The organism is Pseudaquabacterium inlustre, assembly GCF_038066595.1.
GTDB lineage: Bacteria > Pseudomonadota > Gammaproteobacteria > Burkholderiales > Burkholderiaceae_C > Pseudaquabacterium > Pseudaquabacterium inlustre.
The window spans coordinates 539,344-551,821 of sequence record NZ_JBBUTH010000001.1; the positions used below are offsets into that span (position 1 = coordinate 539,344).

Annotated in this window: 9 protein-coding genes; 6 read left to right on the plus strand and 3 right to left on the minus strand. The window is 74.7% G+C overall.

Annotated elements, in window-relative coordinates:
* Positions 1–79 precede the first annotated feature (79 nt).
* Complete coding sequence (locus AACH10_RS02425; protein WP_341408757.1) at positions 80–727, plus strand: TIGR00645 family protein; 648 nt, start codon at positions 80–82, stop codon at positions 725–727.
* Here AACH10_RS02425 and AACH10_RS02430 read toward each other — a convergent pair.
* Positions 721–3,432 carry a bifunctional acetate--CoA ligase family protein/GNAT family N-acetyltransferase gene (locus AACH10_RS02430; RefSeq protein ID WP_341408758.1) on the minus strand — a complete coding sequence of 904 codons (2,712 nt, stop codon included), beginning with the start codon at positions 3,430–3,432 and terminating at the stop codon, positions 721–723. The two genes, AACH10_RS02425 and AACH10_RS02430, sit on opposite strands and share 7 nt — an antisense overlap.
* Positions 3,433–3,682: 250 nt before the next feature.
* Between AACH10_RS02430 and AACH10_RS02435 the strand changes: the two genes are divergently transcribed.
* Complete coding sequence (locus AACH10_RS02435) at positions 3,683–5,086, plus strand: phenylacetate--CoA ligase family protein (RefSeq protein ID WP_341408759.1); 1,404 nt, start codon at positions 3,683–3,685, stop codon at positions 5,084–5,086.
* Between the two features lie 40 nt (positions 5,087–5,126).
* Here AACH10_RS02435 and AACH10_RS02440 read toward each other — a convergent pair whose 3' ends face one another.
* Complete coding sequence (locus AACH10_RS02440; RefSeq protein ID WP_341408760.1) at positions 5,127–5,810, minus strand: CBS domain-containing protein; 684 nt, start codon at positions 5,808–5,810, stop codon at positions 5,127–5,129.
* A 191-nt stretch (positions 5,811–6,001) separates the two neighbouring features.
* Between AACH10_RS02440 and AACH10_RS02445 the strand changes: the two genes are divergently transcribed.
* Positions 6,002–7,534 carry a fumarate hydratase gene (locus AACH10_RS02445; protein ID WP_341408761.1) on the plus strand — a complete coding sequence of 511 codons (1,533 nt, stop codon included), beginning with the start codon at positions 6,002–6,004 and terminating at the stop codon, positions 7,532–7,534.
* Positions 7,535–7,550: 16 nt separating this feature from the next.
* On the opposite strand, the gene AACH10_RS02450 is transcribed toward AACH10_RS02445, so the two are convergent.
* Complete coding sequence (locus AACH10_RS02450) at positions 7,551–7,898, minus strand: hypothetical protein (RefSeq protein ID WP_341408762.1); 348 nt, start codon at positions 7,896–7,898, stop codon at positions 7,551–7,553.
* Between the two features lie 205 nt (positions 7,899–8,103).
* Here AACH10_RS02450 and AACH10_RS02455 point away from each other — a divergent pair, with 205 nt between their 5' ends.
* The 3 genes from AACH10_RS02455 (at position 8,104) to AACH10_RS02465 (ending at position 12,413) form a co-directional block, all read left to right on the plus strand.
* Entirely contained in the window at positions 8,104–8,328 is a 225-nt protein-coding gene (locus AACH10_RS02455) for a hypothetical protein (protein WP_341408763.1), read from the plus strand.
* A gap of 444 nt (positions 8,329–8,772) precedes the next feature.
* Positions 8,773–11,550, plus strand: a complete 2,778-nt coding sequence (locus AACH10_RS02460) for a winged helix-turn-helix domain-containing protein (RefSeq protein WP_341408764.1) — start codon at positions 8,773–8,775, stop codon at positions 11,548–11,550.
* 95 nt (positions 11,551–11,645) lie between these two features.
* A complete protein-coding gene (locus AACH10_RS02465; protein WP_341408765.1) occupies positions 11,646–12,413 on the plus strand; it encodes a hypothetical protein in 768 nt (255 codons plus the stop codon).
* The last annotated feature ends 65 nt before the right edge of the window (positions 12,414–12,478 follow it).

Sequence of the window (12,478 nt, forward strand, 5' to 3'; positions counted from 1 at the left end):
ACAAGGGATTCACCCGCGCCAGCGTGACACAGGCGCTGCCTAGAATCCACGGGTTTTTCCCATACCCCACCGCTTCACGATGGCACAGACCCCACAACGCGCTGCCGGCGCCGCCCCCCGACTGTCGACGCTGGCGTCGCTGATCTTTGCCAGCCGCTGGCTGCAGCTGCCGCTGTACCTGGGCCTGATCCTGGCGCAGGCGGTCTACGTCTACCACTTCTGGGTGGAGCTGGTGCACCTGATCGAGGCCGCCTTCGGCAACCAGGGCGCGCTGGCCAGCCTGGTCAACAGCCTGGGCTACAAGGGCGCGCCGATCATGTCGCCCGACGGCAAGACGGTGATGGGCTACGAGCCGATCAAGAACCTCAGCGAGACCATCATCATGCTGGTGGTGCTGGGCCTGATCGACGTGGTGATGATCAGCAACCTGCTGATCATGGTGATCGTGGGCGGCTACGAGACCTTCGTCTCGCGCCTGGGCCTCGAAGGCCATCCCGACCAGCCCGAGTGGCTGAGCCACGTGAACGCCTCGGTGCTGAAGGTCAAGCTGGCCACGGCCATCATCGGCATCAGCTCGATCCACCTGCTCAAGACCTTCATCAACGCCGCCAACTACGAGGAGAAGGTGCTGATCTGGCAGACGCTGATCCACATCGCGTTCCTGTTCTCCGCACTGGCCATCGCCGCCGCCGACCGGCTGATGCCGCACGGCAAAGAGGATCACTGAAGCGCCAACCAGATCTCGCGCGTCTCGCCGGCTGCCGAGGCCGGCTCGAGTGTGAAACCCAGCGCGCGCGCCAGGTCCAGCATGCGCTGGTTCTCGCGCAGCACGGTGGCCACCAGGCGGCGGGTGCCGCGCTCCTTCAGCGTGCGCATCAGCTTGTGCATCAGCAGCTCGCCCAGGCCGGCGCCCTTGAGCTGCGAGCGCACGATGATGCCGAACTCGGCGTCGTGGTTGTCGGGGTCGATCACCGCGCGGGCCACACCCAGCGTGTGCTCCTCGCCATCGGCGCCGATCTCGGTGGCCACGAAGGCGATCTCGCGCGCATGGTCCACCTGGGTCAGGCGCGCCAGTTCGCTGTGCTCGATGCTGCGGCGGCTGTAGAACACGCGCATGCGCACGTCCTCGGGGTCCAGCTCGGCCAGGAAGGCCAGGTGCTGGGCCTCGTCCTCGGGGCGGATGGGCCGCAACGTCAGCGCACGGCCCTGCCACTGCACACGCTCCACCCACTGCTGCGGGTAAGGCAGGATCGCGAAGTGCGCGGCACCGGCCGGACCGGCCGCGTCCAGCCGCACGCGCGCGTCCAGCGCCACCACGCCGCGCGCATCGGCCAGCAGCGGGTTGATATCCAGCTCGGCCAGCTCGGGGATGTCGGCCAGCAACTGCGACACCGCGATCAGCGCGCCGTTCAGCGCCGCCTCGTCCACCGCCGGCGTGTCGCGCCAGGCGCCCAGCAGCCGCGCCACGCGGGTGCGCGCCACCAGCGCGCGGGCCAGCGGCACGTTCAGCGGCGGCAGGCCGATGGCACGGTCGGCCACCAGTTCCACCGCGGTGCCGCCCTGGCCGAACAGGATCACCGGGCCGAACACCGGGTCGATGCTGGCGCCCACGATCAACTCGCGCGCCTGCGGCCAGCGCACCAGTTGCTGCACCGTGAAGCCGTTGATCTGCGCCTCGGGCCGGCGCTCGGCCACGCGGCGCAGCATGGCCTCGGCCGCGGCTCGCAGCGCGTCGGCGTCGCCGATGTCCAGCACCACGCCGCCCACGTCGCTCTTGTGGCTGATCTGCGGTGACAGGATCTTCAGCGCCACCGGATAACCCGGCCCGCCCTGGGCCGGATCGGCCGCGGCCACCGCCGCCTCGGGCGTGGGCGCGCAGGTGCGCGTGAGCACCACCGGGATGCGGTAGGCCGCCAGCAGGGCCTTGGCCTCGGGCTCGTCGAGCCGGGTGCGGCCGGCGGCCAGCGCCGCGCGCACGATGGCGCGGGCGGCCGCCAGGTCGGCGCCCTCGCCCGGCCCGGTGCCCGGCGGTGCGGCCGGCGGGGTCTCGATCAGCTGGGCCTGGTTGCGGCGGTAGGCCACGCCCATCGCGAAGGCGCGCACCGCCTCCTCGGGCGTGGCGTAGCAGGCGATGCCGGCCTCGGCGAAAACCTGCTGCGCCTCGGCCACCGCCGGCCCGCCCAGCCAGCAGGCCAGCACGCGCGCCGGCTGGCCCGGGGCCGAGGCCATGCGCGGCGCCAGCGCGCGGGCGATCTCGGCACTGGGCACGATGGCCGTGGGTGCGTGCACGAACAGCAGCGCACGGGCCGCGGCGTCACCGTCCAGCGCGTCCAGCGTGTCGAGATAACGCTGCACCGGCGCGTCGCCGATGATGTCCAGCGGGTTGCCGTGCGACCAGTTGGCGGGCAGCACCGCATCCAGCCGCGCGCGGGCCGGTGCCGACAGCTCGGCCAGCGCGATGCCCTCGTGCTCTGCCGCGTCGGCGGCCATCACGCCAGCGCCGCCGCCGTTGGTGAAGACCAGCAGTTCGTCGGCCGTGTTGCCGCGCCAGCGCGCCAGCGTCTCGGCGGCCAGGAACAGCTCGTCCAGCGTGTCCACGCGCAGCATGCCGGCGCGGCGGATCGCGGCGTCCACCACCTGGTCGGCACCGGCCAGCGCGCCGGTGTGCGAGGCGGCGGCCTTCTGCCCCTGCGCCGAACGCCCGGCCTTGACCACGATGACCGGCTTGTTGCGCGCCGCGGCGCGTGCCGCCGACATGAACTTGCGCGCCGAGCTGACCGACTCGATGTAGAGCAGGATGGCCCGCGTGTGCGGGTCGCTGGCCAGCCAGTCGAGCATGTCGCCGAAGTCCACATCCGCATGCTCGCCCAGCGACACCACCTGCGAGAAGCCGATGCCGCGGCCGCGCGCCCAGTCGAGCATGGCCGTGACCAGCGCGCCCGACTGCGACACGAAGGCCAGCCCGCCCGGCAGCGCGCAGGTGTGCGCGAAGCTGGCATCCAGGCCCAGGCGCGGCACCTGCAGACCCAGGCAGTTGGGGCCCAGGATGCGCAGCAGCTTCGGCCGCGCGGCGTCCAGCATGGCCTGGCGCTGCGCGGCGTCGAGCCCGGCCGACAGCACCACCGCCGCGCGCGTGCCGCGCTCGGCCAGCTCGGCGATCAGGCCCGGCACCGTGGCCGGCGGCGTGCACACCACGGCCAGCTCGGGCGCGGTGGGCAGGTCGGCCACGCGGGCCACGACGGGCAGGCCGCTGGCGCCACGGCTGGCGTGCAGCGTCTGCGCACGGCGGTTCACCGCCACCAGTTCGCCGGCATAGCCCGCGGCGCGCAGGTTGCGCCACACCAGCGAGCCCACGCTGCCGGGCCGGTCGGAGGCGCCGATCACCGCCACCGAGGCGGGGTCGAACAGGGAATCGAGGTTGCGGATGCTCATGGGCAAGGGGGCGGCAGACGCCGGGTACGACGGGCCGGCCGGGCGCCGGCAGGCAGCCCCGATGCTGCCCGCCCGGAGGCCCCGGCGCCTGACCAAGATCAATGCTGCAACGCAACACGTCTGGGCAGCCATCCCCAGGACTTGAGCGTGCGCAAGCCGCCCGCGCCTGGCACGGCCTGCCGACGGCCACGGCACCCTGGCCGGGGCCATGATGCGGCCAGGGGCGCCGCGCCCCGCTGGGAGATTGCCCTTGCCGCCGATCTTCGACCCGCTGCGCGCCGGCGCCGTGGCGCTGGATGTGCTGGCAGCCGCCGGCGACACGCCGGCCCGCCTGGCCGCTCGCCAGGCCAGCCGCCTGGCGGCCCTGCTGGCCCATGCCCGGCAGGCCAGCCCGCTGATGCGCGAGCAACTGGCCGGCATCGACCCGACGCGCACACCGCTGACCGCGCTGCCGGTGAACCGGCGCGATGCGCTGATGGCGCAGTTCGACCGCTGGGTCACCGATCCCGCCCTGCGCCTGGCCGATCTGCGCGCCTTCATCGCCGACCCCACGCGCATCGCCGAGCCCTGGCTGGGCCGCTACCAGGTGTGGGAGAGCTCGGGCAGCAGCGGCCAGCCCGGCGTGTTCGTGCAGGACGCGGCCACGCTGGCCGTGTACGACGCGCTGGAGGCGCTGCGCCGCTGCGAGCCGCAGGCCTGGCGGCGCTGGCTCGACCCGGCCCAGGCCGGTGAGCGCCTGGTGTTCCTGGGTGCCACCGGCGGGCATTTCGCCAGCCTGGTGAGCCTGCTGCGGCTGCAGAGCCTGCTGCGGCTGCAGAGCCTGCAGCCCTGGCGTGGCGGCGCCCTGGCCTGCGTGTCGATCCTGCAGCCCACGGCGGCGCTGGTGGCCGAGCTGAACACGCTGCGGCCCAGCCAGCTGGCCACCTACCCCACCGCGGCCGCGCTGCTGGCCGACGAGGCCGCCGCCGGGCGGCTGCGCATCCGCCCGCGCTGCGTGTGGACCGGCGGCGAGACGCTCAGCGCGGCGCAGCGTGCGCACATCACCCAGCAGCTGGGCTGCCCGGTGCGCGACAGCTACGGCGCCTCGGAGTTCCTGCCCATCGCCTGGGAGTGCGCCCACGGCGCACTGCATGTGAATGCCGACTGGGTGATCCTGGAGGCGGTGGACGAGGCGCACCGCCCGGTGCCGCCCGGCACGCCATCGGCCACCACGCTGCTGACCCACCTGGCCAACCGCGTGCAGCCGCTGATCCGCTACGAACTGGGCGACCGCATCACGCTCGCGCCGGGGCGCTGCGCCTGCGGCTCACCGCTGCCGGTGGTGCAGGTGCAGGGCCGCCACGACGACCGCCTGCGCATGGCCGGCGCGGACGGCCGGCCGGTGAGCCTGCTGCCGCTGGCCCTGAGCACGGTGCTGGAGGAGGAGGCCGGGCTGTACGACTTCTCGCTGGCCCAGCGCGACCGCCACACGCTGGTGCTGCAGCTGCCGCTGCCGGCCAGCGAGGCGGCGGCCCCGCTGGCCCGCGGCTGCCAGGTGCTCACCGCCTTCGCGCTGCGCCAGGGCGTGGACCGCCCGCGCGTGCTGGGCGAGGCCGGCGTGCCCGCGGCCCATGGGCGCAGCGGCAAGGCGCGGCGCATCACGGCCCTGGCCTGACCCGGCGGTGCGCGGCACCGGCCCGCCGGCCGGCCGACGCTCAGGCCCAGAGGTCCAGCGGCGGATCGGCCGCCAGCGCGCGCATCAGGTCGCCGCGGCCGATGTAGCCCTGGATCTGGCCGCCGTCGTCCACCACCGGCAGGCCGGGCAGGCCGGTGGCGGCCAGCACCTGGGCCAGGCGGCGCACATCGGTCTCGGCATCCACCGCGGGCACCGGCGTGCGCATGCGCGCCGACACCGGCTGCGCCCAGAAGGCCGCCAGCCGCGACGGATCGACGAAGGGCGGCGGCGCCAGGTCGGCCAGCCGGGCCAGGCCCACCAGGCGGCCGTCGGCGTCGCGCACCGGCGCCTGGGCCACACCGCGCGCGGACAGCATCTGCCAGGCCTGGCGCAGTGGCGCATCGGCGGGCAGCAGCAGCACGTCGTGGCTCATCAACTCGGCCACGGTGGTGATGCGGTGGCGGGCCACGTCGCTGCCCGGCGCATAGGCGGCCATGGCCTCGCGGCGGGCCTGCACGGCGGCCTGGGCCTGTGCCGCTCCCTGGCCGGCACGCTCGCCCTGGCGCTCCACCGCCCGGCCGGCGTCGTCCAGCGCGCCGACGAAGGTGATCTCGCGGTCGTCCACCGGGGCCACGCGCAGGCCCTGGCCCACGCCGGGCACACGCCGCAGCTGCTCCAGCGAGCCCGAAAACACCCGCCCTGTCGTGCCATAGATGCTGAACATCGCGCCACGCCCCCGCCCCTGTGGAGATGCGCAAGGATACGACGCACGGCCGCCGGCCGGGCCGGGGCATGGCCCAGGGGGTCAGCTGCGCGTCGGGCGCGGTGGCTAAACTCCACGGGTTTGCCCGGGCCCGCGCGCAGTCTGCGGGGCCGGGGCCATCGCCCTCCCCCCTCCTTCCGGCGCGCACCCCCATGAGCACCACCACCACGATCCGCCAGCAAGACCTGATCGACAGCATCGCCGCAGCGCTGCAGTACATCAGCTACTACCACCCGGCCGACTACATCGCCCACCTGGCGCGCGCCTACGAGCGCGAGGAAAGCGCCGCGGCCAAGGACGCCATCGCGCAGATCCTGACCAACAGCCGCATGTGCGCCGAGGGCCGCCGCCCGATCTGCCAGGACACCGGCATCGTCAACGTGTTCCTGAAGGTGGGCATGGACGTGCGCTGGGAAGGCTTCACCGGCAGCCTGGACGACGCCGTGAACGCCGGCGTGCGCAAGGGCTACCTGAACCCCGACAACGTGCTGCGCGCCAGCGTGCTGGACGACCCCATCTTCGCGCGCAAGAACACCAAGGACAACACGCCCGCCGTGCTGCACGTGGAGTTGGTGCCCGGCAACACCGTGGACGTGACCGTTGCTGCGAAGGGTGGCGGTTCCGAGAACAAGAGCAAGGTCTACATGCTCAACCCCAGCGACGACATCGTCGAGTGGGTGCTCAAGACCGTGCCGACCATGGGCGCCGGCTGGTGCCCGCCGGGCATGCTGGGCATCGGCGTGGGCGGCACGGCCGAGAAGGCGGTGCTGCTGGCCAAGCAGGCGCTGATGGACGACATCGACATGTACGAGCTGCTCGAGCGCGGGCCGCGCAACAAGCTCGAAGAGCTGCGCATCGAGCTGTACGAGAAGGTCAATGCGCTGGGCATCGGCGCGCAAGGCCTGGGCGGCCTGACCACCGTGCTGGACGTGAAGATCAAGACCTTCCCGACCCACGCCGCCAGCAAGCCGATCGCGATGATCCCCAACTGCGCGGCCACCCGCCACGCCCACTTCGTGATGGACGGCTCGGGCCCGGTGTACCTCGATCCGCCCAGCCTGGACCTGTGGCCCGACGTGCACTGGGCGCCCGACTACAACAAGAGCAAGGCCGTCGACCTGGACACGCTGACCCCCGCCGAGGTGGCCAGCTGGAAGCCGGGCCAGACCTTGCTGCTCAGCGGCAAGCTGCTCACCGGCCGCGACGCCGCACACAAGCGCATCCAGGACATGCTGGCCAAGGGCGAGCCGCTGCCGGTCGACTTCACCAACCGCGTCATCTACTACGTGGGCCCGGTCGACCCGGTGCGTGATGAAGTGGTGGGCCCGGCCGGCCCGACCACCGCCACGCGCATGGACAAGTTCACCCGCATGATGCTGGAGAAGACCGGCCTGATCGCGATGGTGGGCAAGAGCGAGCGCGGCCCGGTCGCCATCCAGGCCATCAAGGACAACAAGAGTGCCTACCTGATGGCCGTGGGCGGCAGCGCCTACCTGGTGGCCAAGGCCATCAAGGCGGCCAAGGTGCTGGCCTTCGAAGACCTGGGCATGGAAGCCATCTACGAGTTCACCGTCAAGGACATGCCAGTGACCGTGGCCGTCGATTCGGCCGGCACCAGCGTGCACGAGACCGGCCCGAAGGAGTGGCAGGCCCGCATCGGCAAGATCCCGGTGACGGTGGCCTGAGCCACTGGCGGCGGCGTCAGGCCAGCGGCGCGGCCTCGGCCGCGCGCAGGGGCGTGAAGCGCCAGCGCAGCCGGGCGCTGCCGGCCGGTGCGTCCTGCGTGCCGGCGCGGGCCGGCCCCGGCACGGCGGCCAGGCCGCCCGGGCGGTAGCCCGAATCCAGCAGCCGCGGCTGCGCCGGCACCTGCTGCGCGCCGGCCAGCACCGGCAGGCCATCGGTGCCCGGCACCGGCAGCACGCCGGGCTGGCTGACCGACAGGCGGCCCAGTTCCTGCAGCGGCACGGCCAGCGTCTGGCCGGCCTGGCGCGACGTGGCGTCCAGCGCCAGGCGCGCGGCATAACGCAGCCGGCAGTCGGCAGTCGGCAAACTCCACCCGCACCGTCACCACGCTGCCGGCCAGCGCCTCGCCGCTGCGCGGTGCGCCACGCCCGGCCAGCTGCTGTGCGGCGCGGCCCAGCGTGCCCTCGATGCGGTCGTCCAGCGCCAGCTGGCCCTGCTGCACCGGCCCGCTCCACACGGCGCCGCTGTCGTCGCGCTGCAGCAGCGGCAGCGTGGCCTGCACATCGGCGCCATGGCGCTGGCGCAGCTGGCCGCCGGCAGGCAGCGGCCGCAACTGCTGGTAGTCCAGCGCCAGGCGGGCGTCCAGCCGGTCGGCCTGGCGCAGCGCGGCGCAGCGCTCCTGCGGCGCGCTGGCGACGAGCACCTCCTCCCCCGGCTCGATGCAGGCCGTCTGCGTGACGGCGGCCAGCGCGGCCACGGCCAGCGTGGCCTGGGTGGCCCAGCGGCCCGGCGCTGAGGTGGCGGGCGTCGGTGACGGCGGAGCGGCGATCGGTGCGCGGGTCATGGTGGCTTCCTGATTGAGGGTGTGTTCGATGTGCCGCCAGTGTGGCCAGCGCTGGCCCGCGCGACATCGCCCACAGGAGCCATCGCCCGGCGCGCGGCGGGCCATCGCGCGGGCCCGGGCCTGCCACGGCGCATGAGCGGCCAGGCCCGCCGCAGGACGGCCTGTCGCCGCTGCCGACGCTTCGTCGCATGCGCCGTGCGCGCGGCGGCGCGCATTTCCACAATGCGCGCCATGCTCGCCACCCTGCCCACCCACGCCACGCCGGCGGTCTGCCCGCCGGCACCCGCCCCCCGTTGGTCCCGGTCAGGGGTGGCGCGTGCACCTGTTCAGGCCCTAGCATCGGGTGTTTTGCCGACGGCGCAGCCCGCGCCACCGCGTCCGAGCCCGCCTGTCGCCATGCCCTTCGCCCGCACCAAGATCCAGTGGCCCCGGCTGCGTGCCGGCCAGCAGGTGGAACGCCCTGCGCTGCAGCAGGCGCTGGCCGAGGCCCTGGCCACGCAGCGCCTGGTGTTGGTGTGCGCACCGGCCGGCTATGGCAAGACCTCGGCCCTGGCACAACAGGCGGTGCGGCTGGCGCAGACCGCACCCGAGCAGGCGCTGGCCTGGGTGGCGCTGGACGACAGCGACGACCTGCCGCACCTGCTGGAATGCCTGATCGGCGCGCTGGAGCCGCACGACCCGCCCTGGCGCATCGCGCCCGAGGCCCTGGTGGCCATGGCCGAGGCCGGCGTGCCGCCGGCGCAGATCGGTGCCGAGCTGGTCAACACGCTGGACGCCTGCGACACGCCGCACGGCCTGATCGTGCTGGACGACCTGCACCGCCTGAGCGACGCCCCTGCGCTGGCCTTCCTGTCGCACCTGGTGGAGCGGCTGAGCCCGCGCTGGACGCTGGCCGTGACCACCCGCCACGAGCCCGCGCTGCCGGTGGCCCGGCTGCGCGCGCTGGGCGAGCTGGCCGAGTTCCGCCTGGAGGCGCTGCGCTTCTCGCCCGACGAGGCCCGCGCGCTGGCGCAGTGCCTGGGCCAGGACGAAGCGGCCGCCGCCGGCCTGCACGCCCGCACCGAAGGCTGGCCAGCCGGCCTGCGACTGGCGCTCAACGCCGGTGCGCGCAGCACGCCGGGCGCCATCGACCGCCATGTGTTCGACTTCCTCGCCGCCGAGGTGATCGACCAGCTCGACGACGAGCTGCGCGAGTTCCTGCTGGCCATCTCGGTGCTGCCCGAGCTGGAGCCGGCGCGCTGCGCCGAGGTCAGCGGCAACCCGCGCGCCGCCCAGCTGCTGGCCGAGGTGGAGCGCCGCGGCCTGTTCGCCACCGCGGTGGACGGCGAGGCCGGCACGCTGCGCCTGCACGACCTGTTCCGCCAGGCGCTGGCGCAGTGCCTGGTGCGCCGCCATCCCGAGCGCGTGCCGCAGCTGCTGCGCCGCGCCGCCGCGGCCGAGCCCGATCCACAGCAACGCATCGCGCTGCTGCTGCGCGCCGATGCGCCCGAGCAGGCCGCCGAGGTGCTGGCCGCGCATGGCGGGCGCTGGCTCACCGAGGGCGCGGTGCACACGGTGCAGCGCACGCTGGCGCAGTTTGCGCCGGCGGTGCGCGCCGAATCGGCGGCGCTGCAGATCGTCAGCGCCCAGCTGGCCTGGGCGCGCTGGGACTTCACCGCCATGGTGCAGGCGGCCGAGCAGGCAGTGGCCCTGGCGGCCGCGCAGCCCGCCCAGCACCAGCGCGCCCGCGCCTACCTGGCGCTGGCGCTCAACGCCCAGGGCCGCGTGGACGACGGCGCGGCCGTGCTGGGCCCGCTGCGCCGCGAGGCGCTGGACGACGAGACCCGCATCCTGGCCCTGGTGGCCTCGGGCTGGCATGCGCTGGACATGGGCTCGCTGCACCGCGTGGGCCCGGTGCTCGACGAGATGCTGCTGCTGCTGGAACGCACGCCGCGCATCGAGTACTGGTACATGGCCACGCCGCTGTCGCGCTTCCACGGCCTGCCCGACACCGCCGACGCGCTGCGCCGCCATGCCGCCGGCGTGCGGCGCCTGACCGGCGACACGCCCACCGCGCTGAGCGCCGTGGCCCGGCTCACCGAGGCCTGGCTGGCCGTGTGGACCGGCCGGCTCGACGAGGCCGACGTGCTGGTGGCCAATGCCGACGACGACTGCCGCTGGGTGGGCGATCCGATCAACGTGCGGCGCATGGTGCGACAGCAGCAGGCGCTGATGCACGCGCTGCGCGGCCGCCACGACGCGGCGCTGGAGCTGGCGCGCTTTCCGCTGCAGCGCCAGGTGGACCATGGCAGCGCCTGGTCGGCCTGGCAGTCGGTGTTCCTGTCGGCACGGGTGGCCGTGGTGTGTGGCGACGCGCCGCTGCTGCGCGACTGCCTGGCCGCGCTGGACCCGTCGGCCGTGGCGCCCAGCGCCCGCGCGCTGGCCGCCCGCGCGCGGCCCCAGCTGGCCCTGCCCGGCCACCTGTCCTGGCTGGAGGGCCGCGCCGACGAGGCCATCGCGCACTGGCAGGCCGCGCTGGCGCACGAAGAGCAGATCGACGTGCTGGGCCAGGCGGCCGAGCTGCGCCTGTACCTGGCGTGGGCCCTGCTGCGCGCCGGCCGCGACGCCGAGGCCGCCGCCACGCTGGCCCCGGCCATTGCCCGTGCGCAGCGCGAGCATGGGCCAGGCGGCCTGCTGTTCGCCCGCGCACCGCTGGCCGCGCTGATGGAGCCGGCGCTGCGCGCGCGCCTGCCGCAGGCCCTGGCCGAGCCGCTGGCGCGCTGGGCCCGGCTGTCGCTGGGCCGGCCGGCGCATGGCGGCGAGCCGGTCGATCCGGCGCGGCTGGCCGGGGCCGACGAGACCCTCGACGGCGACCTGGACGACGACCTCGACCACGGGCTGGACGAGGACGGAGATGGCAACGACGCACCACCCGGCGCCGGCCTCGCGTTGCCGGCCGCACACGGTGCAGCGCCGGCCGGCCAGACCACGGCCGTTGGCCGTGCCGGCCTGAGCCCGCGCGAGGTGGAGGTGCTGCAGCGCATCGCCGCCGGCGACAGCAACAAGCTGATCGCCCGCGTGTTCGACCTCAGCCCGCACACCGTCAAGCGCCATGTGGCCAATGTGCTGGGCAAGCTGGGCGTGGCCAGCCGCGGCCAGGCCGCCGCCTGGTGGCGCGACCACGGCCTGCGCTGACCCAGGCCGCGGCACGCTGACCGGGCGGGCCATGGCCCGCCGGATGGCTCCTGTGGGCGATGTGGCGGCGGGGCCGGCTGCCGACACTGGCCGCCATGCCCTCCCACCCCGAGTTCGACGCCGACGGCGCGGCCCCGCCCGCCCGCACCGACCCCTATGCCCATGCGCACAAGGCCTTGCGCCACGCGCTGGCCGCGCTGCTGCTGCGCCTGGGCACGCTGGACGCGCACGACGACGCCCAGGTGCAGGCCGCGCTGCGCGAACTGCAGGCGGTGCTGGCCCTGGCCGCCACGCACCGGCGCCTGGCCGACGGGCAGCTGCACCCGGCCCTGGCCGAACGCCAGCCGCCTGCCTGCCACGCCGCTGACGGCTGCGGCACCCCGCCTGCCAGAACGGCCGAGACGACCGCCCCGGGCGACCCGGCCCACGAGATCGCCCGGCTCACCGCACTGGCCGATTCCGCCGGCCGCTGCCACCACCCGGCCCGGCGCGCCGAGCTGCTCGACCGGCTGTACCGCGCCTATGCCGGCCATGCCGCCGCACTGCTGCAGCAGCTGGCGCTGGAGCAGGAATCGCAGCTGCCGCGCTTTCACGTGCTGTTCAGCGACACCGAGCTGCAGGCGCTGCAGCGTCGCGCCACCGCCGACCTGCCGCGCTGGGAACGGCTGGACCTGCTGCTGCGCCTGGCCGACGGGCTGAACCCCGACGAACTGGCGGCCCTGCTGCTGGCCCGCCGCGACGACGGCGCGCCCGAGGCCTGGCTGGCCGGCGCCATGGCCGTGCAGGGCCGCGTGGGCGCCACGCGCTGGGACGCCATCGCCGCCCGCCTGCAGGCCGCCGGTGCACTGCCACCGGCGCGCTGAGCCGCCCACCGCCGGCCCCTTCCACCACCCCACCCACCCCTACATCCACCCCGAGGACACCCAAG

Coding starts and splice junctions, on each gene's coding strand:
- AACH10_RS02425 (WP_341408757.1), top strand. CDS start 80: ATGGCACAGACCCCACAACGCGCTGCCGGCGCCGCCCCCCGACTGTCG.
- AACH10_RS02430 (WP_341408758.1), bottom strand. CDS start 3,432: ATGAGCATCCGCAACCTCGATTCCCTGTTCGACCCCGCCTCGGTGGCG.
- AACH10_RS02440 (WP_341408760.1), bottom strand. CDS start 5,810: ATGTTCAGCATCTATGGCACGACAGGGCGGGTGTTTTCGGGCTCGCTG.
- AACH10_RS02445 (WP_341408761.1), top strand. CDS start 6,002: ATGAGCACCACCACCACGATCCGCCAGCAAGACCTGATCGACAGCATC.
- AACH10_RS02455 (WP_341408763.1), top strand. CDS start 8,104: ATGGCGCTGGCGCAGCTGGCCGCCGGCAGGCAGCGGCCGCAACTGCTG.
- AACH10_RS02460 (WP_341408764.1), top strand. CDS start 8,773: ATGCCCTTCGCCCGCACCAAGATCCAGTGGCCCCGGCTGCGTGCCGGC.
- AACH10_RS02465 (WP_341408765.1), top strand. CDS start 11,646: ATGCCCTCCCACCCCGAGTTCGACGCCGACGGCGCGGCCCCGCCCGCC.